Below are 22,505 nucleotides of genomic sequence, written 5' to 3' on the forward strand. Positions count from 1 at the left end.
TTCAGCAGGTACACCAATAACTAACCGACACGTTTAAGGGGATGACCGATGGATGGCAAAGACTTCATAAAAACGATGCGTAGCTGGCAGAACGGCTCAATCACCCGTCGCGACTTCCTCGGCCGTACCGGCCTGGGCGTGGCCGCCGCGGTGGTCGCCACCAACATGCCCGGCATGCTCACCAGCAACGCCTTCGCTGCCGAAAAAGGCGCCATCGGCGACCGCGTGGCCATCGCCACTTGGCCCAACTACCACAACGCGAAAAACCTCGAAGCCTTCGCCAGCCAGACGGGCGCCAAGGTGCAAATGAGCGTGTTCGGTTCCAACGAAGAAATGCTCGCCAAACTGCAAGCCGGTGGCAGCGGCTGGGACGTGTTCGTGCCCACCAACTACACCATCAGCACCTACGTCGAATTGGGGCTGATCGAGCCGCTGGACCTCACGCGCCTGAGCAACTTCGACCCCAACGCCTACGAAAAGCGCTTTATGGAACAGGGCATCGTCAACGGCAAGGTGTACGCCGTGCCGAAGAACTGGGGCACCACCGGGTTTGTTTACGACGACCAGAAAATCAAAGGCAAACCCACGTCCTGGAAAAGAATTCTGGGACCTGGCCAAAGGCCCGGCCACCGGCCGCGTCATGGTCCACGACTACCAGCTGACAGCGATTGGCAACGCGCTGAAATCGTTCGGCTACAGCTTCAACTCGCTGGATGAGAAAGAACTGGCTGACGCGGAAAAGCTGCTCATCGAAGTGAAACCGCACCTGTTCGCCATCAACTCCGACTACCAGCCGAGCATGCGCAGCGGCGATGCGTGGATGTCTATGTGCTGGACCGGCGACGGCTCGCAGTTGCACCGCGACCTGCCGAATCTGCAATTCACCCTGGGCAAGGAAGGCGGCGAATTGTGGAGCGACTTCTTCGCCATTCCCAAAGATGCCGAACACCGCGACGCGGCGTACGCCTTTATCAACTTCCTGCTCAACCCGCAGGTGAACAAACTGGAAGTCGAAGCCCACGGCTACCCGAGCGGCGATAAACGCGTAGACGCCTTGCTGCCCCAAGAAATGCTCAGCGACCCGATCATGTACCCGGCCGCTGAACTGCTCAGCGCCCTGGAATTTGGCGCCGCGGCCACGCTTACCAGCCCGGTGCGGGCGGAATTGATGGCGCGGTTCAAAGCCGCGTAACGCCACCACGGTCTGTCCCCTCTGCCCGCTTGCGGGAGAGGGGCTGACCGAGTGAGACTGACATATGCCCAAGGACAATCCCATGAACATTGCCGTTAGCGCGCCGCTCTCCACGGCGGCCGCGCCTGCCCCGGCGCAACCGGCCAGCCTCGGTCGGCGTATCACCTGGCTGCTGCTATTGCCCTCGACGCTGTGGTTCGTGCTGCTGCTGTTGATGCCACTGGTGGTCATTCTGCTGTTCAGCGTCGGCGAGCGCAGCGCCGTCGGCGGTTACAGCCCGGCGTTTACCTTTGCCAATTACCTGAACCTGGCCTCGCGCGCGGCGGCGTTCAGCAACACATTGATTCTGGCGCCGCTGGGCACATTGGTGTGCCTGCTGGCGGCCTATCCGCTGGCGTATTTCCTCGCAGTGAAGGTGCGGCGCAACCGCTCGTTGCTGCTGACGCTGGTCATCGTGCCGTTCTGGACCAGCTTTCGATCCGCACCTATGCGTGGATTTTTATCCTCAGCGGCAAAGGCATTCCCGCGCTGCTGGCCAGCCTGGGGCTGGACGACGTGCGCCTGATCACCACGCCGACGGCGGTGCTGATCGGCATCGTTTACGGCTACCTGCCGCTGATGGTGTTTCCCATCTACGTGAGCCTGGAAAAACTCGATAAGCGCTTGCTTGAGGCGTCCCACGACCTAGGCGCCGGCGCGCTGGAAACCTTCCGCCGCGTGACCTTGCCGTTGTCTGCGCCGGGCGTGATTACCGGCGTGATGCTGGTGTTCATCCTGCTGATGGGCGAGTTCCTGATTCCGGCGATTTTGGGCGGCGGCAAGGTGTTCTTTGTCGGCAACGCGCTGGTCGACTTGTTTCTGCAATCGCGCAACTGGCCGTTTGGCAGCGCGGTGGCCATGACCCTGGTGGCGATGATGCTGGCGATTATCGCGGTGTATCTGAAACTGGTGGCGCGCTACGGCGGCCGCCAGCAAGACGGGATGCTCTGACATGAACGACAAAGCGTTATGGCTGCGTGGCTACTCCACGTCGGTGTACCTGTTTCTGTATGCGCCCATCGCCCTGATCATGCTGTTCAGCTTTAACGCCGGGCGCAGCGGCCTGTCGTTCGAATGCTGCTCGACGCAGTGGTTTGGCCGGGCGTTTGAAAACCCGTTCATCATAGAAGCGCTGGGCAACAGCGCGCTGATCGCCCTGTGCTCGGCCACGCTGGCGACGCTGTTTGGCACCTTGGCGGTGTTCGGGTTGCAGCGCGTCAGCGGCCGCGTGCGGATGCTGTTCGATGCGCTGACGTACTGCGCGATCATCGTGCCCGGCATTGTGATTGGCATCGCCACGCTGATCGCCTTTATCACCTTGTTTGACCTGTTCAACCCGCTGCTGGCGGCGCTGGACATGGGCATTCCGAAACTGCGCATGGGCTTTTTCACCGTGGTGGCGGCGCACTCGCTGTTCACTATGGCGCTTGTGATGGTGATTGTGCGCACGCGAGTCGATGCGCTGGATAAATCGCTGCTCGAAGCCTCGGCCGACCTCTACGCGCCGCCGCTGGAAACCTTCTGGCGGGTGATTCTGCCGCAGATTGCGCCGGCGATCATGGCCGGCTTTCTGCTGGCGTTCACCTTCAGCTTTGACGATTTCATCATCGCGTTTTTCGTTGCAGGTTCGGAAACCACCTTGCCGATTTACATTTTTTCATCGATCCGCCGGGGCGTTACCCCGGAGATCAATGCCGTATCCACGGTGATCATCCTCGCCTCACTGGCGCTGTTGTTCACCTCCCGTTATTTGCAAAACCGCCGTACCGGCGTGTCGGCGTAAGGAGAGCGTCATGCGCGATCAGCTGTATATCAACGGGCAATGGGTGAGCCCCGATTTGGGCGGCCATTTCGAAACGTTGGACCCGGCCACCGAAACGGTCATTCAGCGCGTGCCAGCAGGCACCGAAGAAGACATCGACCACGCGGTGCGCGCGGCGCGGCGTGCGTTCGACAATGGCTGGGGGCAAACCACCGGCGCCGAGCGCGCGCAATGGCTGGACGCGCTGGCCAGCGAACTGGAAAGCAGCCAGGACGACCTCGCGCAATTGGAAGTGCGCGACAACGGTAAACCCCTGCCCGAAGCGCAGTGGGATATTGGCGATGCCATCGGTTGCTTTCGCTACTACGCCGACCTGGCGCGCGAGCTGGATGGCCAGCAGAACGAACCGTTGGCATTGCCAGATGAGCGCTTTCGCTGCCATATCCGCCGCGAGCCGATTGGCGTAGCCGGACAGATAATCCCGTGGAATTACCCGTTGCTCATGGCCTCGTGGAAAGTCGCCCCGGCGTTGGCAGCGGGCGCCACCGTGGTGCTCAAGCCTTCCGAACTGACGCCGCTCACCGCCCTGGAACTGGCCGCCGCCGCTGACCGTATCGGTTTGCCGGCGGGCGTGCTGAACATCGTCACGGGGCTTGGCGCGGAGGCGGGCAGTCCGCTCAGTCAGCACCCACAAGTGGACAAACTAGCCTTCACCGGCAGCGTGCCGACCGGGGCGAAAATCATGTCGGCCGCGGCTGCCGACATCAAAAACATCAGCCTCGAACTGGGGGGCAAGTCAGCCTTTATCGTTTTCGACGACGCCGATGTCGAGGCGGCGGTGGAGTGGATTCTGTTCGGTATTTTCTGGAACCAGGGCCAAGTGTGCAGCGCCACGTCGCGGCTGCTGGTGCAGCAAGGCATCGCCGATAAATTGCTCGAACGTCTGGTGGAAGCCGCGCGCGCCATCACCATTGGCAACGGCATGGAGCCGGGCGTATTGCTCGGCCCGTTGGTAAGCCAAGGGCAGTTGGAAAAGGTGATCGGCTTTGTGGAACAAGCCAAGCTAAGTGGCGCGAAATTGCTCACCGGCGGCAAACGCCCAGCGCATCTTGATCGCGGTTATTTCATAGAGCCGACCATTTTCGACGAGCCGGCCGAGAACAGCATTATCTGGCGCGAGGAAGTCTTCGGTCCGCTGTTGTGCGTAAAGCGTTTTACCACCGAGGCCGACGCCATTCGCATGGCCAACGCCAGCCGCTTTGGCCTGGCCGGCGCCGTGATGAGCGCCGACCCGCAGCGCGCCACGCGCGTGGCTAATGGTCTGCGCGCAGGCATCGTGTGGGTGAATTGCTCGCAACCCACCTTCAACCAGGCGCCATGGGGCGGCATGAAACAAAGTGGCATCGGCCGCGAGCTGGGCCGCTGGGGCCTGGACAATTATCTGGAGGTGAAACAGGTCACCGAATACATCGGCACCGAGCCGTGGGGGTGGTACCTGAAGTGACTCGGTGACGCGCCCGCCGCGCTGCGGGCGAGCGCAGCGTGTGAAGCCGCGGACCGGCTACTGCCGATCCGCGTGTGTGGCGCACTGAAGTCATTGCGAAGATCAGTCGTCCCACTTTGCACTTAGGTCTTCAAGCGCTTTCTGAAGCTCAGATGGGTTAGCGGCGTAGAACCTCAGATTGGCGACAGGCGCGCTATTTTGCTTGGCAATCTTGTCCGCCAGTAGTCGTTTTTCCGGTTCCGTCATGGCCGTGTTAGCAGCCAGTTGCTCGTTTATTTGCCGAAGCGAAATAAGTACTCTTTTTTCAGTTTGCAGCTTTGTTATCTGTTGTAACGCTGTTCGCGTGTAGGTGCCGTCTTCTTTCATCAAATTGGCTTGTTTGGCGAATGTGATGAACGCTTCATTTTTTTCCAGCGCGCCGGATAAAAGCGGGCGCATGCCGAATACTTTTTTCTTTGCCGGCAGTGCCTGGGTTGCAGGTGGCGTTGTGCTTGAATCACTTGACCCAGATTGAGCGGGTGTTGGTGCGCTGGGGGGCGTTGGCAGCATAGTCTCGCCGCTCGTGGAGACGACGGCGGGCGGCGGTGTGGCAGACCGTTCAGTTGCTGAAGGCGGCATCAAATGTTCAAACCCGACGAGTAAATCTCGCTCGGTCAAGTTGTCCGTCTCAGTAGAATGGATCGGATTCTGGGACACCAGTTGGATGTCTGCCCCTGCCGGCAAAGTGATCGGCGAGGTGGCCGCTACGTTATCCGCTGTATCGGTGACGGGCCCGTCCTGGATGACCCCGTGCAGTAACGCCCAGTTGCGCCAGCCACCCACACTTTCTTGTTGTGCTGGGGTCAGGTTGTTCCAAGCGAGTATCTGCTCAGGGTTAATGACACTTGTCGGGGCGGGTTTCACTCGGGAGGGGCGTTCAGTTTCTGCGCGCTTCGCAGTTGGGGCTGCTATGTATTTAGCGTACATTTTTCCGGTTGTGGATAGGCGATCTCGATCACGGGCACGCCATTGACGGCACTCGTCATGCTGGTTCCGGCAACATTTCGATCCAGCACAATCTCGGCGGCGACCCAGCCGGGAGCGCCGGCGAGGAGCAAGGACAGCATCAAGGTTGGACGTCGGAGTTTGGCTGGTTGCCGCCCAGCTTTGCGCTGGGCGGTGGCGATTTCGGCGACAGGAATTAAAAAGCCCAGCGTCTTGCTGAAGATAAGGCGAAAGCAGTGCTTGTTCATGACCGACGTCCATCGCAGGGGAGATCGGTCAACGTTAAAAACCAGCGCGAAACAGAACTGTAGGACGGCTCAGAAGCCGCCGCGGATCAACCGCTCTATTGAGACTGAACGAGCCAGTCAACGACCCCTTTGCCGGCTTTAAGGCCGCTGGCAAAGCAGGCAGTCAATAAATAGCCACCGGTGGGCGCTTCCCAGTCGAGCATTTCGCCGGCGCAAAACACGCCGGGAAGGATGGTGAGCATCAGGCGGGCGTCAAGCGCTTCGAACGGCACGCCGCCTGCGCTGCTAATGGCTTCGTCGAGGGGCCGGGTGCGCACCACGGTCAGCGGCAGCGCCTTGATGGCTGAAGCCAGCTTTGCCGGATCGGCGAAGGTCGCGGCGTCGGTCAGTTCGCGCAACAGGCCGGCGCGCACGCCATCCAGGCCGAGGGCACTGCGCAAATGGTTGCTGATGGATTTGCTGCCCCGAGGTTTGTTCAGCAGGCCCAACACCTGCTCGGGGCTTTTCTGCGGCAGCAGGTCGAGGTAGACGGTGGCGCTGCCGTGCTCGGTGAGGGTGTCGCGAATCGGCGCCGACAAGGCGTAAACCAAACTGCCTTCAACGCCGTGCGCGGTCACCACGAATTCACCCAGGCGCGGCGCCTGGCCGGGCAGCGCGAGGGCGCACGACTTAACCGGCGCACCGGCAAATTTCTCCGCGAATACGGCGCTCCAGCCTGCCACCTCGAAACCGCAGTTGCTCGGTTGCAGAGGCTGCAACGGCACGCCGCGCTCGGCCAGCAGCGCCTGCCAGGCGCCATCGGAACCCAAGCGCGCCCAACTGCCGCCGCCCAGCGCCAGCACCACGGCACGGGCTTCGATTAGCTGCTCACCGTCGACGCCCGCCAGGCGCAGACGGCCATCGGCGCTCCAGCCTAACCAGCGCTGGCGCGTATGAATCGCCACGCCATGTTCGCGTAGGCGTTTGAGCCAGGCGCGCAGCAGCGGGGCAGCTTTCATGTCGGTGGGGAAAACGCGGCCGGAGGTGCCGACGAAGGTGTCGATGCCCAGCCCGTGAATCCAGGCGCGCAACTGCTCGGCGTCGAAGTCATGGAGTAGCTCGCCGATCTCGCCGGCCCGTTTGCCGTAGCGGCCGATAAATGCCGGTTTGGCTTCAGCATGGGTGATGTTCATGCCGCCCACGCCGGCCAGCAGAAACTTGCGGCCGACCGAGGGCATGGCGTCGAACAACTCGACCTGGATGCCGGCCAGCGCAAGCACTTCGGCGGCCATCAGACCAGCAGGGCCGCCACCGATGACGACGACGGGCAGGGAGGCGGTGGCTTGAGATGCGGGCATGGCGGCGGGCTACGACTGGGAGGTGCGGCATTCTAACCGAGGCCGGCAAAAACGGCCGCTACACTCAGCTGCGGGCACGCAACGCAAAGGATTGAGCGATGGCAAACGATGACAGCAGCGCAGCACCGGCCAAGCTTGGGCTGTTTCTGCTCAGCGGTGTGGTGATCGGCTCCATGATTGGCGGCGGCGGTTTCAACCTGCCGCAAAACATGTCGGCCCACGCCAGCCTCGGCGCGATCGCCATTGCCTGGCTGCTGACGTTGGTCGGCATGTTCTTTCTCGCCAATTGCTTTCGCCTGCTTTCGACGCAACGCCCCGACCTCACTGCCGGCGTTTACGCCTACGCCCGCGAAGGCTTCGGCAACCTGGCCGGCTTTCAGGTGGCGTGGGGTTACTGGCTGAGCGCGGCGTTTGGCAACGTGGCGTTTGCGGTGCTGATCATGAAATCGCTGGGCTATTTGTTTCCCGCGTTTGGCGACGGCAAGAACTGGTTGTCCATCGGCGGCGCCTCGCTGCTGATCTGGGTGATGCACTTCACTGTGCTGTTCGGCGTGCGCCGCGCGGCGGTGCTGGGCTCGGTGGCCAGTGTGCTGAACGTCGGCAGCTTGTTGGCGACCATCGCGATCATGGCGGTGATGGTCAAGGCCGACATGTTTCGCCTCGATGTCTGGGGAATGGGCCAGCAATTGGGCAGCGTCACCAGTCAGGTACAGAGCACGATGTTGGTGACGCTGTGGGTGTTCATCGGCATTGAAGGCGCCGTGGTGATGTCGGCCCGCGCGCGTAAGCCGCAACAGGTCGGCCAGGCCACCTACATCGGCTTGGTGGTGTGCACGCTGCTGTATTTCCTACTTTCGGCGTTACCCTTCGGTTTTATGACCCAGCCGGAGCTGGCCGCGCTGGATGAGCCGGCGGCGGCTTACATTCTTGAGCGGTTGGTGGGGCGCTGGGGCGCTTTGTTCGTGATCGTGTCCCTGCTGATTTCCCTACTCAGTTGCTGGCTGGCGTGGACCATTCTGGTGGCCGAGCTGCCGTTTGCCGGCGCCAGAGATGGCGTGTTTCCGCGCTTTCTGGCCCGTGAAAATCGCTTCCACTCGCCGGCGCCGTCGCTGTGGTTATCCAGTGCGGTGATGCAGGTGATTGTGTTTGTCGTGCTGTTTGCCGAGAACGCCTGGATCTGGCTGATCAGCGTGACGGGCGTAATGATCTTGCCGGCCTACTTGGCGAGCACCGCTTATTTGTGGCGGTTTGCGTTGCAGCACGGGCAGATGGCGGAGCGGGGCAGGGCGTTGCGCAGTGGGGTGTTGGGCAGCGTGTACGCGGTGTGGTTGCTGTATGCGGCGGGGCCGCAGTTTGTGTTGATGTCGAGTTTATTGTTTGTGCTGGGCTTGCCGGTGTTTTGTTTTGCACATCGGGAAAGTCGGCCACAGGTACCGTTCTTTTCTCGCGCTGAAGGGGTGGCGGCCGGGGCGTTGGTGGTGGTGGCGGGGCTGGCTATTTGGGCGTTCTGGACGGGGTTGGTGGAGTTGGGGTGATTGAAATTCCACCGTCATTTCCGCGTAGGTGGGAATCCAGCATGGCTCGCCGCACGCGTTGGCTGAGCCACCATCGCGGCAATTCGCCGCTCCTACAGAAAGGCGCCTCTACCCTGTAGGAGCGGCTTTAGCCGCGATTGCTGCGCAACGGCAATTCGCCGCTCAGAGCACATAAAACAGAATCGCCACGAAGTTTTCGCCGTCATTCCCGCGCAGGCGGGAATCCAGTATGGGTCGCCGCACGCGTTGGCTGAGCCACCATCGCGGCTAAAGCCGCTCCTACAGAAAGGCACCGCTACTTTGTAGGGCGGCTTTAGCCGCGATTGCTGGCAACGGCAATTCGCCGCTCGAGAGCACATAAAACAGAATCGCCACAAAGTGCAGCAAGCTCCCGGCAATCACGAACAAATGCCAGATGCCATGCCAGTGGCGGAAGCGGCTGTCGAAGGCGAAGAAGATGATGCCCACCGTGTAGAGCACGCCGCCGGCAGCCAGCCATTTGAAGCCGGTGAGGCCCAGGGCGGCGATGAGTGGGTTGACGGCGATGAGCACAATCCAGCCCATCACGGCGTAGATGATCAACGACAACACGCGCGCTTCGGAGCGCGGTTTGATTTCCTGCAACATGCCGATGACGGCCAGCCCCCAGACGATGCCGAACAACGTCCACCCCCACGGCCCGCGCAAGGTAATGAGGCAGAACGGCGTGTAGCTGCCGGCAATCAGCAGGTAGATGGACAGGTGATCGAGCTTTTGCAGCAGCCGTTTCGCCGGGCCGCGCACGCTGTGGTAGAGGGTCGAAATGCTGTAGAGCAGCACCAGGGTGACGCCGTAAATGGCGACGCCGACGATTTTCCACACATCGCCCGTGAAGCTCGCCAATACCAGCAGCCACACCGCGCCGATGGCGGCCAGCACAGCGCCGACCAGGTGGGTCCAGGCGTTGAATTTTTCTCCGTAGTACATGGTGTCGAAGGTGCCTTGAGGCGCGATCAGGTTTGGCTTTGCCAGACCCGTTGCGCGCTGTGGTGAAGAATTCCATGACGCTGTGCCAGCGCCACGCGGTCTTTGTCGTAGCCGCCGCCGATCACGCCCATCACCGGAATGCTCCGGCTCAGGCAGTGCCGAATCACGCGCTCGTCACGCGCGGCCACGCCCGCGTCGGTGAGCTGCAAATAACCGAGGGCGTCGTCTTTGTGCACGTCGACCCCGGCGTCGTACAGCACCAGATCGGGCTGATACAGCGGCAGCAGATAATTGAGCGTGTCGTCGACTACTTGTAGGTACTCGTCGTCGCCCATGCCCATAGGCAATGGGATGTCCCAATCGCTTTGAGCTTTTCGGGCGGGAAAGTTCTTTTCGCAGTGCAGCGACACCGTCACGGCTTCAGGCGTGTCGGCCAGAATGCGCGCGGTGCCGTCGCCCTGATGAACATCGCAGTCGAAAATCAGCACGCAGTTCACCCGTCCGGCTTCGAGCAGGTAGCGGCTGATGATGGCCAGGTCGTTGAAGATGCAGAAACCGGCGGCGTGGTCGTAATGGGCGTGGTGCGTGCCGCCGGCCAAGTGACAGGCCAGGCCGTGTTGCAGGGCCAGTTCGGCGGTCAGCAGTGAGCCGCCGACCGCCCGCACGGTGCGCCGCGCAATCGCCTCGCTCCAGGGCAGGCCGAGGCGGCGTTGTTCGTCGTGGCTAAGGTTGCCGCTGAGAAAACGTTCGATGTAACTCGGTTCGTGGGCCAGGGCGAGGACGTCGGCGGGGCAGATGTCGGGGCGAAAAAGTTGCGCGTCTGTGGTCAAGCCGCTGTCTATTAAGTGGTCACGCAACAGACGAAATTTCTCCATCGGAAAACGATGGTTGGCCGGGAAGGGCGGACTGTAGTCGTCGTGATAGACCAGGGGCACACGCATACATTGAACCGATAAGAAGAGGTCGCCAATATCCCCGGCCCACCGGGTGACCTCCGGCCGAGCACTGTGAAGGAACCTTGCATGAGCGCACCGATTGAATTGCACACCGAGCGTTTGCTGCTGCGCACCTGGCGCGACGACGACTTGCGGCCTTTCGCCGAAATGGTTGCCGACCCCGAGGTGATGCGGTTTTTCCCGCCACGCAAAGCACCGCCGAAGCCGCCGCGTTGATGGCGCGCGTGCGGGCGCACTTTGCCGAGCATGGTTTTGGCTTGTGGGCGCTGGAGCGCAAGGACAACGGGGCGTTTATCGGCTTTACCGGTTTGGGGCTAGTGGGTTTCGAGGCGCCGTTTTGCCGGGCGGATGGCCCGACCATTGAAATAGGCTGGCGCCTTTCCGTGACAGCTGGCGCCAAGGCTTTGCCAGCGAGGCGGCGCGGGCCTCGCTGGCCTGCGCGTTTGAGCGCTTGGAGTTGCCGGAAGTGGTGGCCTTTACCGTGCCGGCAAACGCCGCGTCACGCGGGGTGATGGAGCGCATCGGCATGCGGCGTGATCCGGCGGACGACTTTCAGCACCCCAACCTGCCGGCGGGACATCCGCTGCGTGCGCATGTGCTGTATCGCATTGGCCGCCAAACCTGGTTGGCGTAATAGCCGCTGAGGTTGGACCAATGGCCACCGGGCTTTTTTTCCTCCAGTAGCCGACATCCGCCGGCAAAGCCTTTACCATTCCCTCCGCCTGAATAAATGCGTGATGAGGAAGACCGATGAGCCAATTACTCGATGATCTGGTGGCCCTGCTGAGCCTGGAGCAGATCGAGGAAAATATGTTCCGTGGCGTCAGCCAGGACCTTGGTTTTCGGCAACTCTATGGCGGCCAGGTGCTGGGCCAATGTGTGTCGGCCGCCAGCCAGACCGTGGACGCCGAGCGCCATGTGCATTCCTTGCACGGTTATTTTCTGCGCCCGGGCGATGCCAGCTTGCCGGTGGTGTATTTGGTGGACCGCGTGCGTGACGGCGGCAGTTTCAGCACCCGTCGCGTCACCGCCATTCAGAAAGGCGCGCCAATTTTCACCTGCAGCGCCTCGTTCCAGACCGACGAAGAAGGCTTCAGCCACCAGCTGCAAATGCCCGACGTGCCCGGCCCGGAAGAACTCAAGTCGGAAACCGAGCTGGCCGCCCTGGCCGCCGAGTTCATTCCGCCGCGCATGCTCGAACGCGCCACCAGCCCAAAGCCCATTGAAATTCGCCCGGTGACCATCGCCAATCCGTTCGAGCCAGTGGTGCGCGAGCCGATCAAGTACGTGTGGTTCCGCGCCGACGGCACCCTGCCGGACGAACGCCAGCTGCACAAATACCTGCTCGGGTACGCCTCGGACTTCAACTTGCTCACCACCTCGATGCTGCCTCACGGGGTGTCGGTGTTTCAGAAGTTCATGCAGGTGGCCAGCCTCGACCATTCGCTGTGGTTTCACGCCGACCTGCGCATGGATGACTGGCTGCTATACGCAATGGACAGTCCGTGGTCGGGCAATGGCCGTGGTTTTGCGCGCGGCAGTATCTTTAACCGCGCGGGTCAGTTAGTGGCTTCTGTTGCGCAGGAAGGGCTGACAAGAGTGCGCGAAGACTGGCGCTAATTCGCTCGGTTTAAAACCAAGTTGAAATAAAAGTTAGTGCCAATCGCTATATGGCGGCCTATAGGAATGTTGCCGCCTCGTCTACGGCGATGTTGTAAAACAGTTGAGACAACAAGCGCTTATCTGACATATCAATTTGCCGTTAGCCCCTCTCTAAGCCTCGGAATACAACGCGTGCCGGGGTTTGTTCGGGGTTTAATCGCGGTTTGTTTTGTAAGTGATTGGCTACAGCAACCGACTACTTTCACTTACAAAACTAACGACCTGTTCCAAAGAACAATTACTTACTGCTCCTACAGATTTTACCGACACGGTTTTGCTTGTTAGTTGACGCCATAAAGTTGTTTTGAATGCGGCCGAATTTCTACTACGTTGCAATTAAGCGTGAAAACGCGACTATTTCGTAGGAGTTCTTAGAGATGAAACGCCGCTTTCTGCTGTTCCCTGCCTTGCTGTTGGTGCCGTACTCGTTGACGGTGGACGCAGCAGGATCCGTGCAGGGTCAACTGGGCATCCAGATCATTATTGGCGCCGGCTGCACCGTGAATAACGGCACCAGTAACGCCACCACCAATAACTTCGGCAGCATCACCTTCGGCTCCTACCCAAGTTTGGCCAACAACATCGACGCTCAGTCGGTGGGCGCCAGTGCCGGCAGCTCGTTCGGCATCGAATGCGCCAACGCCACCAACTACAGCGTGGCCCTGAACTCCGGCCTGAACAGCACCGGCACCCAGCGGCGCATGGCCAGTGGCGGCAATTACGTGCTTTACAACCTGTATCAGGACGCTGCGCGCGCCACGCCGTGGGGCAATGGCACCAATGGCGGCACCGCCTTGGCAGGCGTTGGTAACGGCGCGAATCAGGACATGGTCGTTTACGGCCGTGTGCCGAACCAGACCACGCCGGCCACCGGTACTTACACCGACACCGTACAAGTGACCATCACCTGGTAACGCCGGACGTTCGCGTGCAGTGGGCTGAAGTCGCCGCCTTCCCGAGGGCTCCGCTCACCGGCGCAACACGAATGTTCGCCACTGCCACGCTTTCCAACGCCAGGATCTGCCATGCGTTGCCTACGTGATCCGTCTTGCCGGTGGCTATTGCTGTTCAGCGTAATGCTGGGCAGCACTGGCGCTTTCGCTGTCACCAAGTCCGCCACCATCGGTCTTAGCGCCGAGGTTCTTCCCGCGTGCAGCGCCGGCAGCACCGCGCCCACTACGCTGGGGCAATTCGGAACGCTGAATTTCGGTACCTACTTTTCCCTCAATACACTGGTGTCAGCCAGCAGCAGCGTCGGCAATGGCTCGCTGCGGGTGAACTGTTTGCTCAACACGCCGTACCGCGTGCTGCTCAGTGCCGGCGGCAGCGGCAACGTGGCGGCGCGCCGCATGAGCGGGCCGGCCGCCGCGCAGATCAGCTACAACCTCTACACCTCGGCGGCGTACAGCGTCATTTGGGACAACACCACCGGCGTCACCGGCACGGGCAATGGCGCCGACCAATACCTGCAAGTGTTCGGCCGCGTGCCCAAACAAGCCGCGCCCACCCCCGGCACTTACACCGATACCGTCACCGTGACTGTGAGTTGGTAATGAGCGTGGACCGCCTCCGTGCGCCAACGCTTGCCCGTTTGCTCGGTGCTTTGCTGCTGGTGCTCAGCGCCTTCAGCTGCGCCGATACCAATGTCAACGACACCCCCATTCAAAAGAACTTTCTGGTCAAGGCGGCCATCGTCAACGGCTGCATCCTGGGCAGTGGCGGGGCGGACGTGACCACCTTTGGCAGCATCAATTTCGGCCAGGTCAGCCTGCTGCCAAGCAATGTCGATGTGACCAGCACCACGGGCGCCGGCTCGATTTTGCTCCAGTGCACGCCCGGTACCAGCCTGACCATCGGCATCAGCGCCGGCCTTAACACCAGCAACATCGCCAGCGGTCGCTTCCTCAACAAAGGCGCCGAAACCCTGCGCTACCAGTTGTACCAGGACACAGGGACTACCCTTTGGGGAAACGGTAGCAACGGCGGCACGGTAAAAAGTCTGACCTTCCCAGCCGGCAGTGCAACCGTGGCGTACCCGGTATTCGCGCGGTTGTTCGCCGTTACGCCAATGCCATCTGCCGGGATTTACAGCGATACGGTGACGGTGACCATCACCTATTGAACTGAAAGAAATGAGCAAAACCTACAAGGAGCTTCCAATGTTCGCATGGAGCCGATATCGCCTTCTGCCCGTTGCCGCACTGCTGCTCGTCCTTGCCAGCAGCTTCGTCCAGGCGGCCAGCTCGGTGCTGATCTGGCCGATCAATCCGCAAATCGAGAGCAGGCAAAAAGCGGCCGCGTTGTGGCTGGAAAACCGCGGGCAAGCGCCCATCAGTCTGCAGATACGGGTATTGGCCTGGGGCCAGGCCGACTACGGTGACCAGCTCAGCGCCCAGCGCACGGTGGTGGCCAGTCCGCCCGTGGCGACCATCGAGCCAGGCAAGCGGCAGATGATTCGTCTGATGAAAATGCAGCCGGTGCCCGCTGCCACTGAACAAACCTTCCGCGTGCTGGTGGATGAATTGTTGCCGCCCGACGCCAAAACCGATGCCGCCCTCGGCGTGAAATTCCAGATGCGCTATTCCGTGCCGCTGTTCGTGTTCGGCGATGGCGTTAGCCTGGCCAGCGCTGCCAGCAAGCCGGAACCGGGCATTCAACTGCTCAAACCCGACCTGCGTTTCCAGGTGCAGAACGAGGGCGGCAAGCGCTTCCTGCTACTCAACAATCAGGGACCGGCCCACGCACGATTGGCGAGCGTGTCGGTAAAACAGGGCGAAAAACGCACGGTAATCGCCGAAGGCTTGCTCGGTTACGTATTGCCCGGTGCGCGAATGCGCTGGGAGTTGCCAGCTGCCGTGGCGGGCGACTCGTTTGCGTTGGAAGCTCGAATAAACGAACTGGCTGATCTCCAGCCGATTTCGCCGCAACGATAGCCAGCACAGCGGATGCGGAGCGTCAGGGAAGCGCCGACGCCGTCGCCCTTTAAGGGCGGCGCCGGTGGCGCGTATGTGCTGTTCACCTGCCTGGCGGTGTGGTTGCCCAGCGCGCAGGCGGCCAGCTCAATGCCCTGGCCCTTGCGCGACGCCTTGGCCGCCGCGCCTGCCGTGCCGGTGGCCGCCGCGCCTCAGCAAACGACGGCGGGGCCGACAGTGGTGGTCGCGGCAAACGAGCCCATGCCCTTGCGTGACGCCGTGGCCGCGACGCCGCCTTCAGCAACCGCCGGGGCGCCGCAGTTGCCGGCGCCGGCTCCGGAGCTGGACGGCTTGCCGGCCGCACGAATGCGCCCCAGCGCAGTGCCCGAGGCAACGCCCGACGTACCGGCGGCAGCGGACGCCGCAGCCGGCGAATACACCTTGTTTCTGGAATTGGTGGTGAATGAATTGCCCAGTGACCGCGTGGCGCAAGTGACCGTACGTGGCGAACGCTACTTCGTGGACAGCGAAGACCTGCGCGCCGTCGGCGTGCGGGTGCCGGAGGGCGCTGCCGGCGAGCTGGCGCTCGATAGCATCAGCGGATTGCAGTTCGCCTACGACCAAGAACTGCAGCGCCTGAAACTGGTGCTGCCCAGCGACTGGCTGCCCGAACAGCAGGTCGGCGCGCGCTCGGTCTACGCCTCGGTGCCGGCGCAAAGCTCGTTTGGGCTGCTGTTCAACTACGACGCCTATTACAACGACACCGACGACGGCGCCCATTACCTCAGCAGCTTCCTCGAACAACGCGTGTTTGGCAGCGCTGGCGTGTTCGGCAACACCGGCGTGTACCGCCACAGCTTCAACGAACTGGGCGCCGACCAGGACGGCTACATGCGCTACGACACCTACTGGCGCTACAACAACCAGGAAACCATGACGCGCTACATCGCCGGCGATCTGATCACCGGCGCGCTGGACGTGGAACAGTGCCGTGCGCATCGGCGGCGTGCAGATCTCGCGCAACTTCGCCCTGCGCCCGGACCTGATCACGTATCCACTGCCGCGTTTCACCGGCGAGGCCAGCGTGCCGACCTCGGTGGACCTGTTTATCAACAACGCCAAGGTCAGCAGTGACCAGCTCAACCCTGGCCCATACACCGTCAGCAACGTGCCGTATATCAGCGGTGCCGGTAACGCCACCGTCGTCACCACCGACGCCCTCGGCCGGCAGGTGGCGACCGACGTGCCGTTCTACGTCACCAACTCCCTGTTGCAGGAAGACCTCTACGACTACTCGGTGTCGGCCGGCAAATTGCGCGACGACTACGGGCTAAAGAACTTCTCCTACGGGGCGTCGGTCACCAGCGGCACGTTCCGCTACGGCGTGACCGATTCCTTCACCGCTGAAACCCACGCCGAGTTCGGCGAAGCGCTGCGCCTGGGCGGCCTCGGCGCCACTGTTGGCCTGGGCAATTTCGGCACCCTCAGCAGCTCATTCGCGCAAAGCCAGTACGAGGGCAGCAAAGGCCAGCAAGCCAACGTCGGTTACAGCTATTACTCCAACCGTTTTGGCTTCGGCGCCCAGCATGTCGAGCGCAGCAAGGGCTTTGTCGACGTGAGCATGCTCAGCGCGCTGGAGCTGGGGCGCGATGAGCTGACGCTGGCCAAATCCAGTGACCAGATCACCTTCCTTCAGCCCCGGCAACGTCGGCAATGTCGGCGTCGGCTACTTCGCCAGCGAAACCATGGACGGCCAGCGCACGCGCCTGGTTAACCTTTCGTGGTCGCGCAGCCTGTGGGGCAACAGCAGCATGTACGTGGCGATGAACCGCGACCTCGACGGCGAGGGTTACTCGGCGGTGATGCAGCTGATCATTCCGTTCGACGTGCGCTCCACCTTCAGCGCCAGCGTCGAGCGCGACACCCAGGGCCAGTTGCGCGAGCGGGTGAACTTCGGCCGCACGCCGCCGCCCAGTGGTGGCGTTGGCTACAACCTCGGCTACGCCACCGGCGGCGGCACCTACGAACAGGCCGACCTGACCTGGCGCACGCCCTACGCCCAGCTGCAAGGCGGCGTGTACCGCGACGACGGCCGCCTGACCCAGTGGGGCGATATCACCGGCTCGTTTATCGCCATGGACGGCGAGGTATTCCCCGGCAATCGCGTTGACGATGCCTTTGTGCTGATCAGCACCAACGGGGTAAGCGATGTGCCGGTGAGTTTCGAGCATCAGCTAATGGGCAACACCAACAAGAACGGCCATTTGCTGGTGCCTTCGGTGCCGTCTTATTACGGCGGTCAGTACGAAATCGACCCCCTCGGCCTGCCGGCGAATTTCCGCGTGCCGCAGGTGGAAAGCAAGATCGCCGTGCATCAGGGCAGCGGTGCGCTGCTGAACTTCGACCTGCACCGCGTGGTGGCTGCCAGCATTGTGCTCATCGACAGCCGTGGCGAAGTGATTGCCCGTGGCAGCGAAGTAAAGGTCGAAGGCACCAGCCTGCGCGCCTTCGTTGGCTGGGACGGCCTGGTGTATTTCGAAGGGCTGAGTGCGCAGAACCAGTTGCTGGTCACGCGCCCCGATGGTCAGGCCTGCAAAGCCGCGTTCGCCCTGGCCGATACCCATGAAGAAGTCAGTCTGGTGGGTCCGTTGACCTGCCGCTGAGCCTATAAAAACAGGAGCTGACATGCGCCCCACATCACCGCGTTCAAGCCTGCCAGGCTTGCTCCGACACCTGCACCGCTGGTTGCTTGGCGCGCTGCTGCTCAGCGCCAGCGGACTGGCCAGCGCCGTGTGCACCACCGGCGCCACCAACGTCAGCCTCGGCACCGTCAGCTCGCTGGCATTGAAAACCACCACCGTGGGCAACTACGGCGCAGCGGGCATCAGTTGCACGGGTGGGCTGTCGCTATTGTCCGGCTCGTATATTCGCCTGATGCTCGACACCGCCAGCCTCAACCTCACCAACGGCGGCTACAGCATTCCCTACACCGTGAGCACGACCCAGGGCGGCGCGCCGCTGCAAAACGGCGTCACCGGCACCGCCACCGGGCTTACCGTGTTGTCGCTGGGCGGTGGCAGCAACGGCATTGCCCTGTACTTCACCGTGCCGTTGGGGCCAAACGTAGCAAGCCGGCACCTACACCGGCACCGTGAGTTTTCGCTGGTACTACGCCATCTGCGACAGCGGCCTGCTCGGCGCCTGCGCCTGGGATCGTTCGCCTGGATTGGTACAAGCCTGCGCGCCGGTGCTGGGCATTGTGTTTTGCACCGACCCTACCAACTGGGGCACGGGTGTTCTGACCAGTGCGACCTTGACCCTGGTGGTAACCAAATCGTGCCTCATCAACACCGCCACCCTGGACGTCGACTTCGGCAGCAAAGCCCTGGTCAACCAGTTCGCCAAAGTGACCCAGACCGTCAACGTTACCTGCACCAACAACGAAGGCTACAGCGTCAGCTTCGACAACGGCGCCAACTACCTCGCCCCTTGGCGGCGCATGGCCAGCGGCGCGAATCGGATGAACTACAACCTGTATCAGCCGGACACCACGGTGATCTGGAACGCCGCCCAGCCGATGGCGTTTCTGGGCACCGGCTTGGCGCAGAACTTCACCTTTGATGCGCTCATCGACGCGACGCAGCAAAACGTGCCAGCCGGGAATTACCAGGACAGCATCATCATGACGTTGAATTACTGAGTTGCCGGTTGGAAAAAGCTCGAGGCTGAAGCCTCTCCTACAGGTTTGTGATTGCCTGTGGGAGAGGCTTTGGCCTTGATGCTCCGTATACTTCAGCGCCATCTCGCACTGGAGTGAACTGATGAGCCTGGCCGCTATTCGCCATTGGGTGTTCGATATGGACGGCACGTTGACCATTGCCGTGCATGACTTTGCCGCCATCCGCCGGCATCTGGACATTCCCCCCGAAGACGACATTCTTCATCACCTTGCCGCGCTGCCAGCCGATGTGGCGGCGGCCAAACATGCGTGGCTGTTAGAACACGAGCGCGAGCTGGCGCTGAATTCGCAGCCGGCGCCCGGGGCGGTCGAGTTGGTGCGCGAGCTGCACGGGCGCGGGCATCAGCTCGGCATCCTGACCCGCAACGCGCACTCGCTGGCGCTGTTGACGCTTGATGCCATCGGCTTGGGCGACTGCTTCGCGGTTGAGGATGTGCTGGGGCGTGATGAAGCGCCGCCAAAACCGCATCCCGGTGGGTTGTTGCACTTGGCCGAGCAGTGGCAGGTGTCGCCGAGTGAGATGGTGATGGTTGGGGATTACCGCTTTGACTTGGACAGCGGGCGGGCGGCTGGCACCCACACTGTGTTGGTGAATGTGCCGGAGAACTTGTGGCCGGAGTTGGCGGATTGGTATGTGGGGGATTGTTGGGGGTTGTTGGGGTTGAGTCGGTGATTTCGGATTTTCGTTTAGTCCGAAATTCTGGATCCCCGCCTGCGCGGGGATGACGGAGGTTTTTGCATAGTCATTCGTCATTCCCGCGAAGGCGGCGGTCCGACGATTCGGAAGTCAGAGTCTTGGATGAGTCGGGGTATTCAGACGCGCGTACCGTCCGAAATTCTGGATCCCCGCGTGCGCGAGGATGACGGGTGTGGGGGGGTGAGGGGCGATTGCCAGGGATGACGGAGGTTTTTGCAAAGTCCTCCGTCATCCTCGCGAACGCGGGGATCCAGAGTCGTGAAGGGGACGCCGTAAAAGCCACCACACCTTTCCCCACGGGGGAAAACAAAACCATCCCCCTAAAACAGAAAATACCGCTGCGCCATCGGCAGCACGTCCGCCGGTTCACACCACAACAATTGCCCATCCGCCTTCACCTGATACGTCTGCGGGTCCACGTCAATCTGTGGCGTGTAGTCGTTATGGATCAGGTCGCTTTTCTGCACGGTGCGGCAGCCTTTCACCACGCCAATCAGTTTCTTCAGTCCCAACTGCTCCGGCACGCCGAGGTCCAAGGCGGCTTGGCTGATGAAGGTCAGGCTGGTGGCGTGCAACATGCCGCCGTAGCTGCCGAACATGGGGCGGTAGTGCACCGGTTGGGGCGTGGGAATCGAGGCGTTGGCGTCGCCCATCAGGCTGGCGGCAATGGCGCCGCCTTTGAGAATGAGCGTGGGTTTCACGCCGAAAAATGCCGGACGCCAAAGCACCAGGTCGGCGAATTTGCCCACTTCGATCGAGCCCACTTCATGGCTGATGCCGTGGGTGATGGCCGGGTTGATGGTGTATTTGGCGATGTAGCGTTTAACCCGGAAGTTGTCGTTGCCGGCACCGTCCTGGGGCAGGGCGCCGCGCTGTTTTTTCATTTTGTCGGCGGTCTGCCAGTAGCGCGTGATCACCTCGCCAACACGGCCCATGGCCTGGCTGTCGGAGCTGATCATGGAGAAGGCGCCCAGGTCGTGAAGGATATCTTCAGCGGCGATGGTTTCGCGGCGAATACGGCTTTCGGCGAAGGCCACGTCTTCGGCAATGCTCGGGTCCAAGTGGTGGCAGACCATGAGCATGTCGAGGTGTTCGTCGATGGTGTTGCGGGTGAACGGGCGGGTCGGGTTGGTCGAGCTGGGCAATACGTTCGGCAGGCTGCAGGCCTTGATGATGTCTGGCGCATGACCGCCGCCGGCACCTTCGGTGTGGTAGGTGTGAATGGTGCGGCCCTTGAACGCGCCCAAGGTGGTTTCGACAAAGCCCGACTCGTTCAGGGTGTCGGTGTGAATCGCCACCTGCACGTCGTATTGGTCGGCCACGCTCAGGCAGTTGTCGATAGCCGCCGGCGTGGTGCCCCAGTCTTCGTGCAGCTTCAGGCCGATGGCGCCGGCTTTCACTTGTTCAATCAACGGCTCCGGCAGGCTGACGTTGCCCTTGCCGGTAAAGCCGATGTTCATCGGGAACGCATCCGCAGCTTGAAGCATGCGCGCCATGTGCCATGGGCCGGGCGTGACGGTGGTGGCGTAGGTGCCGGTGGCCGGGCCGGTGCCGCCGCCGATCATGGTGGTGGTGCCGCTCATCAAGGCTTCTTCGATCTGCTGCGGGCAGATGAAGTGGATGTGCGTGTCGATGCCGCCTGCGGTGAGGATCATGCCTTCGCCAGCGATCACTTCGGTGGCGCCGCCGATGGCGATGGTCACCTCAGGTTGAATGTCCGGGTTGCCGGCTTTACCGATGGCGGCGATGCGCCCGCCCTTGAGGCCGACGTCAGCTTTGACGATGCCCCAGTGATCAATGATCAGCGCGTTGGTGATCACCGTGTCCACCACGTCGGCGGCGCACAGTTGGCTCTGGCCCATGCCGTCACGAATCACCTTGCCGCCGCCGAACTTCACCTCGTCGCCGTAGCTGGTGAAGTCTTTCTCCACCTCGATCCACAACTCGGTGTCCGCCAGGCGCACCTTGTCGCCGACGGTGGGGCCGAACATGTCGGCGTAGGCTTGTCTGCTGATTTTCATAGTCGGTTTCCAGAAGTGCTTCTGTGTGTTCCCTTGCCCTCACCCCCAGCCCCTCTCCCATAAATGGGCGAGGGGGAGCCAAGCCAACGCCCCCTCTCTCGCTTGCGGGAGAGGGCCGGGGTGAGGGGCTCTTTAAAGCTCGCCCATCACCCGCCCAGCAAAGCCGAACACCCGGCGCAAGCCGGCCAGCTCCACCAGTTCCACATCCCGCGACTGCCCCGGCTCAAAGCGCACGGCGGTGCCGGCGGGAATGTTCAGGCGCATGCCGCGAGCGGTCGCGCGGTCGAAGGTGAGGGCGTCGTTGGTTTCGAAAAAATGGAAATGCGAGCCCACCTGAATCGGCCGGTCGCCGCTGTTGGCGACGTTGACCGTGGCGGTACGGCGGCCGACGTTGAGTTCGATGTCGCCGTCTTGAATGTGGTATTGCCCAGGAATCATGGCGCGCTCCTTTCAGGGGTGACGATCAGTTGCATAAAGGTCAGGTCCAGCCAGCGGCCGAATTTGCGACCCACCTGCGGCATCTGCCCGGTGATGCTGAAACCGAGGCGCTCGTGCAGACGAATCGAGGCGGCGTTGCCGCTTTCAATCGCCGCCACCAACACGTGTTTGCCGCAGCTTTTAGCCCGCCCGATCAGCGCTTGCATCAGCAGCGGGCCGAGGCCTTTGCCGCGCTGGTCGGCGCGCACGTACACCGAGTGCTCCACGGTGTTGCAGAAGCCGTCGAACGGGCGCCAGTCGCCAAACGAGGCGTAGCCGACCACGTCGCTGCTGTCGTCGAGAACCACCAGAATCGGGTAGCCCTGCTGCGCGCGGGCGGCAAACCAGGCCTCGCGGTTGGCCAGATCGACCGTGCTGTCCATCCAGATGGCCGTGGTGTTGAGCACGGCGTCGTTGAAGATGTCGCGGATGGCGGGCAGGTCAGCAGAAATGGCGTCACGAATAATCATCAGG

20 protein-coding genes and 4 pseudogenes are annotated in these 22,505 nt (G+C 62.0%); 16 read left to right on the plus strand and 8 right to left on the minus strand.

Annotated elements, in window-relative coordinates; translation table 11 throughout:
* Positions 1 to 48 precede the first annotated feature (48 nt).
* From ACZZZP_RS03095 to ACZZZP_RS03110, 4 genes and pseudogenes are all read left to right on the plus strand, one after another.
* Positions 49 to 1,192 (plus strand): annotated as a pseudogene (locus ACZZZP_RS03095) (ABC transporter substrate-binding protein).
* A gap of 82 nt (positions 1,193 to 1,274) precedes the next feature.
* Positions 1,275 to 2,182 (plus strand): annotated as a pseudogene (locus ACZZZP_RS03100) (ABC transporter permease).
* 1 nt (position 2,183) lies between these two features.
* On the plus strand, positions 2,184 to 3,014 hold the full coding sequence (locus tag ACZZZP_RS03105; protein ID WP_463381767.1) for an ABC transporter permease: 831 nt from the start codon (positions 2,184 to 2,186) through the stop codon (positions 3,012 to 3,014).
* Positions 3,015 to 3,024: 10 nt separating this feature from the next.
* Positions 3,025 to 4,497, plus strand: coding sequence for an aldehyde dehydrogenase family protein (locus tag ACZZZP_RS03110; RefSeq protein WP_463381768.1), 1,473 nt, complete (start codon positions 3,025 to 3,027; stop codon positions 4,495 to 4,497).
* Positions 4,498 to 4,599: 102 nt separating this feature from the next.
* Here the strand turns inward: ACZZZP_RS03110 and ACZZZP_RS03115 are convergent, their stop codons facing one another.
* The 3 genes from ACZZZP_RS03115 to ACZZZP_RS03125 all read right to left on the minus strand — a co-directional run bounded on the left by ACZZZP_RS03115 (position 4,600) and on the right by ACZZZP_RS03125 (position 7,066).
* On the minus strand, positions 4,600 to 5,400 hold the full coding sequence (locus ACZZZP_RS03115; RefSeq protein ID WP_463536249.1) for a hypothetical protein: 801 nt from the start codon (positions 5,398 to 5,400) through the stop codon (positions 4,600 to 4,602).
* A 44-nt stretch (positions 5,401 to 5,444) separates the two neighbouring features.
* Positions 5,445 to 5,729 (minus strand): ESPR domain-containing protein, encoded by a 285-nt coding sequence (locus ACZZZP_RS03120; protein ID WP_463381770.1) that lies wholly within the window; start codon positions 5,727 to 5,729, stop codon positions 5,445 to 5,447.
* A gap of 95 nt (positions 5,730 to 5,824) precedes the next feature.
* Positions 5,825 to 7,066: a TIGR03862 family flavoprotein gene (locus ACZZZP_RS03125; protein ID WP_463381771.1), complete on the minus strand. Its 1,242-nt coding sequence runs from the start codon at positions 7,064 to 7,066 to the stop codon at positions 5,825 to 5,827.
* A 98-nt stretch (positions 7,067 to 7,164) separates the two neighbouring features.
* Here ACZZZP_RS03125 and ACZZZP_RS03130 point away from each other — a divergent pair, with 98 nt between their 5' ends.
* Positions 7,165 to 8,601, plus strand: coding sequence for a basic amino acid/polyamine antiporter (locus ACZZZP_RS03130; protein WP_463381772.1), 1,437 nt, complete (start codon positions 7,165 to 7,167; stop codon positions 8,599 to 8,601).
* A gap of 351 nt (positions 8,602 to 8,952) precedes the next feature.
* Here ACZZZP_RS03130 and trhA read toward each other — a convergent pair.
* Positions 8,953 to 9,567, minus strand: a pseudogene (gene trhA, locus ACZZZP_RS03135) (PAQR family membrane homeostasis protein TrhA); the annotation flags it as partial.
* A gap of 26 nt (positions 9,568 to 9,593) precedes the next feature.
* The gene (locus tag ACZZZP_RS03140) at positions 9,594 to 10,508 is read right to left on the minus strand and encodes a histone deacetylase family protein (protein ID WP_463381774.1); all 915 of its coding nucleotides are present in this window, start codon (positions 10,506 to 10,508) and stop codon (positions 9,594 to 9,596) included.
* 81 nt (positions 10,509 to 10,589) lie between these two features.
* On the opposite strand from ACZZZP_RS03140, the pseudogene ACZZZP_RS03145 reads away from it, so the two are divergent.
* The 11 genes and pseudogenes from ACZZZP_RS03145 to ACZZZP_RS03195 all read left to right on the plus strand — a co-directional run bounded on the left by ACZZZP_RS03145 (position 10,590) and on the right by ACZZZP_RS03195 (position 19,509).
* Positions 10,590 to 11,157: pseudogene (locus ACZZZP_RS03145) on the plus strand (GNAT family N-acetyltransferase).
* 116 nt (positions 11,158 to 11,273) lie between these two features.
* Positions 11,274 to 12,143: an acyl-CoA thioesterase II gene (gene tesB, locus ACZZZP_RS03150; protein WP_463381776.1), complete on the plus strand. Its 870-nt coding sequence runs from the start codon at positions 11,274 to 11,276 to the stop codon at positions 12,141 to 12,143.
* 419 nt (positions 12,144 to 12,562) lie between these two features.
* Positions 12,563 to 13,099, plus strand: a complete 537-nt coding sequence (locus ACZZZP_RS03155; RefSeq protein WP_463381777.1) for a Csu type fimbrial protein — start codon at positions 12,563 to 12,565, stop codon at positions 13,097 to 13,099.
* 162 nt (positions 13,100 to 13,261) lie between these two features.
* Entirely contained in the window at positions 13,262 to 13,738 is a 477-nt protein-coding gene (locus tag ACZZZP_RS03160; protein WP_463384637.1) for a Csu type fimbrial protein, read from the plus strand.
* Positions 13,738 to 14,307, plus strand: coding sequence for a Csu type fimbrial protein (locus tag ACZZZP_RS03165; protein WP_122492913.1), 570 nt, complete (start codon positions 13,738 to 13,740; stop codon positions 14,305 to 14,307). The genes ACZZZP_RS03160 and ACZZZP_RS03165 overlap by 1 nt, the downstream gene beginning before the upstream one ends.
* A 37-nt stretch (positions 14,308 to 14,344) precedes the next feature.
* The gene (locus tag ACZZZP_RS03170; protein WP_463381779.1) at positions 14,345 to 15,118 is read left to right on the plus strand and encodes a fimbrial biogenesis chaperone; all 774 of its coding nucleotides are present in this window, start codon (positions 14,345 to 14,347) and stop codon (positions 15,116 to 15,118) included.
* A 12-nt stretch (positions 15,119 to 15,130) separates the two neighbouring features.
* Complete coding sequence (locus ACZZZP_RS03175) at positions 15,131 to 16,231, plus strand: hypothetical protein (protein WP_463536250.1); 1,101 nt, start codon at positions 15,131 to 15,133, stop codon at positions 16,229 to 16,231.
* Positions 16,143 to 16,871 carry a fimbria/pilus outer membrane usher protein gene (locus ACZZZP_RS03180; protein ID WP_463536928.1) on the plus strand — a complete coding sequence of 243 codons (729 nt, stop codon included), beginning with the start codon at positions 16,143 to 16,145 and terminating at the stop codon, positions 16,869 to 16,871. The genes ACZZZP_RS03175 and ACZZZP_RS03180 overlap by 89 nt, the downstream gene beginning before the upstream one ends.
* Entirely contained in the window at positions 16,771 to 17,760 is a 990-nt protein-coding gene (locus ACZZZP_RS03185) for a fimbria/pilus outer membrane usher protein (protein WP_463536251.1), read from the plus strand. Before ACZZZP_RS03180 ends, ACZZZP_RS03185 begins: the two co-directional genes overlap by 101 nt.
* Before the next feature lie 488 nt (positions 17,761 to 18,248).
* On the plus strand, positions 18,249 to 18,797 hold the full coding sequence (locus ACZZZP_RS03190; RefSeq protein WP_463536252.1) for a Csu type fimbrial protein: 549 nt from the start codon (positions 18,249 to 18,251) through the stop codon (positions 18,795 to 18,797).
* A gap of 121 nt (positions 18,798 to 18,918) precedes the next feature.
* Positions 18,919 to 19,509 carry an HAD family hydrolase gene (locus tag ACZZZP_RS03195; protein WP_463381780.1) on the plus strand — a complete coding sequence of 197 codons (591 nt, stop codon included), beginning with the start codon at positions 18,919 to 18,921 and terminating at the stop codon, positions 19,507 to 19,509.
* Between the two features lie 344 nt (positions 19,510 to 19,853).
* Here ACZZZP_RS03195 and ureC read toward each other — a convergent pair whose 3' ends face one another.
* The 3 genes from ureC to ACZZZP_RS03210 form a co-directional block, all read right to left on the minus strand.
* Positions 19,854 to 21,554 (minus strand): urease subunit alpha, encoded by a 1,701-nt coding sequence (gene ureC / locus ACZZZP_RS03200; RefSeq protein ID WP_463536253.1) that lies wholly within the window; start codon positions 21,552 to 21,554, stop codon positions 19,854 to 19,856.
* A gap of 132 nt (positions 21,555 to 21,686) precedes the next feature.
* Positions 21,687 to 21,992, minus strand: a complete 306-nt coding sequence (locus ACZZZP_RS03205) for an urease subunit beta (protein ID WP_463381782.1) — start codon at positions 21,990 to 21,992, stop codon at positions 21,687 to 21,689.
* On the minus strand, positions 21,989 to 22,501 hold the full coding sequence (locus ACZZZP_RS03210; RefSeq protein WP_463381783.1) for an N-acetyltransferase family protein: 513 nt from the start codon (positions 22,499 to 22,501) through the stop codon (positions 21,989 to 21,991). Before ACZZZP_RS03210 ends, ACZZZP_RS03205 begins: the two co-directional genes overlap by 4 nt.
* Positions 22,502 to 22,505: the final 4 nt, after the last annotated feature.

It is taken from the genome of Pseudomonas sp. AC211 (assembly GCF_979258055.1).

Excerpts from the sequence above, each read along its gene's own strand:
- ACZZZP_RS03110 (WP_463381768.1), top strand. The coding sequence starts at position 3,025 with ATGCGCGATCAGCTGTATATCAACGGGCAATGGGTGAGCCCCGATTTG.
- ACZZZP_RS03175 (WP_463536250.1), top strand. The coding sequence starts at position 15,131 with ATGCGGAGCGTCAGGGAAGCGCCGACGCCGTCGCCCTTTAAGGGCGGC.
- ureC (WP_463536253.1), bottom strand. The coding sequence starts at position 21,554 with ATGAAAATCAGCAGACAAGCCTACGCCGACATGTTCGGCCCCACCGTC.
- ACZZZP_RS03155 (WP_463381777.1), top strand. The coding sequence starts at position 12,563 with ATGAAACGCCGCTTTCTGCTGTTCCCTGCCTTGCTGTTGGTGCCGTAC.
- tesB (WP_463381776.1), top strand. The coding sequence starts at position 11,274 with ATGAGCCAATTACTCGATGATCTGGTGGCCCTGCTGAGCCTGGAGCAG.
- ACZZZP_RS03205 (WP_463381782.1), bottom strand. The coding sequence starts at position 21,992 with ATGATTCCTGGGCAATACCACATTCAAGACGGCGACATCGAACTCAAC.
- ACZZZP_RS03105 (WP_463381767.1), top strand. The coding sequence starts at position 2,184 with ATGAACGACAAAGCGTTATGGCTGCGTGGCTACTCCACGTCGGTGTAC.
- ACZZZP_RS03140 (WP_463381774.1), bottom strand. The coding sequence starts at position 10,508 with ATGCGTGTGCCCCTGGTCTATCACGACGACTACAGTCCGCCCTTCCCG.
- ACZZZP_RS03170 (WP_463381779.1), top strand. The coding sequence starts at position 14,345 with ATGTTCGCATGGAGCCGATATCGCCTTCTGCCCGTTGCCGCACTGCTG.
- ACZZZP_RS03130 (WP_463381772.1), top strand. The coding sequence starts at position 7,165 with ATGGCAAACGATGACAGCAGCGCAGCACCGGCCAAGCTTGGGCTGTTT.
- ACZZZP_RS03195 (WP_463381780.1), top strand. The coding sequence starts at position 18,919 with ATGAGCCTGGCCGCTATTCGCCATTGGGTGTTCGATATGGACGGCACG.
- ACZZZP_RS03125 (WP_463381771.1), bottom strand. The coding sequence starts at position 7,066 with ATGCCCGCATCTCAAGCCACCGCCTCCCTGCCCGTCGTCGTCATCGGT.
- ACZZZP_RS03120 (WP_463381770.1), bottom strand. The coding sequence starts at position 5,729 with ATGAACAAGCACTGCTTTCGCCTTATCTTCAGCAAGACGCTGGGCTTT.
- ACZZZP_RS03160 (WP_463384637.1), top strand. The coding sequence starts at position 13,262 with ATGCTGGGCAGCACTGGCGCTTTCGCTGTCACCAAGTCCGCCACCATC.
- ACZZZP_RS03165 (WP_122492913.1), top strand. The coding sequence starts at position 13,738 with ATGAGCGTGGACCGCCTCCGTGCGCCAACGCTTGCCCGTTTGCTCGGT.
- ACZZZP_RS03210 (WP_463381783.1), bottom strand. The coding sequence starts at position 22,501 with ATGATTATTCGTGACGCCATTTCTGCTGACCTGCCCGCCATCCGCGAC.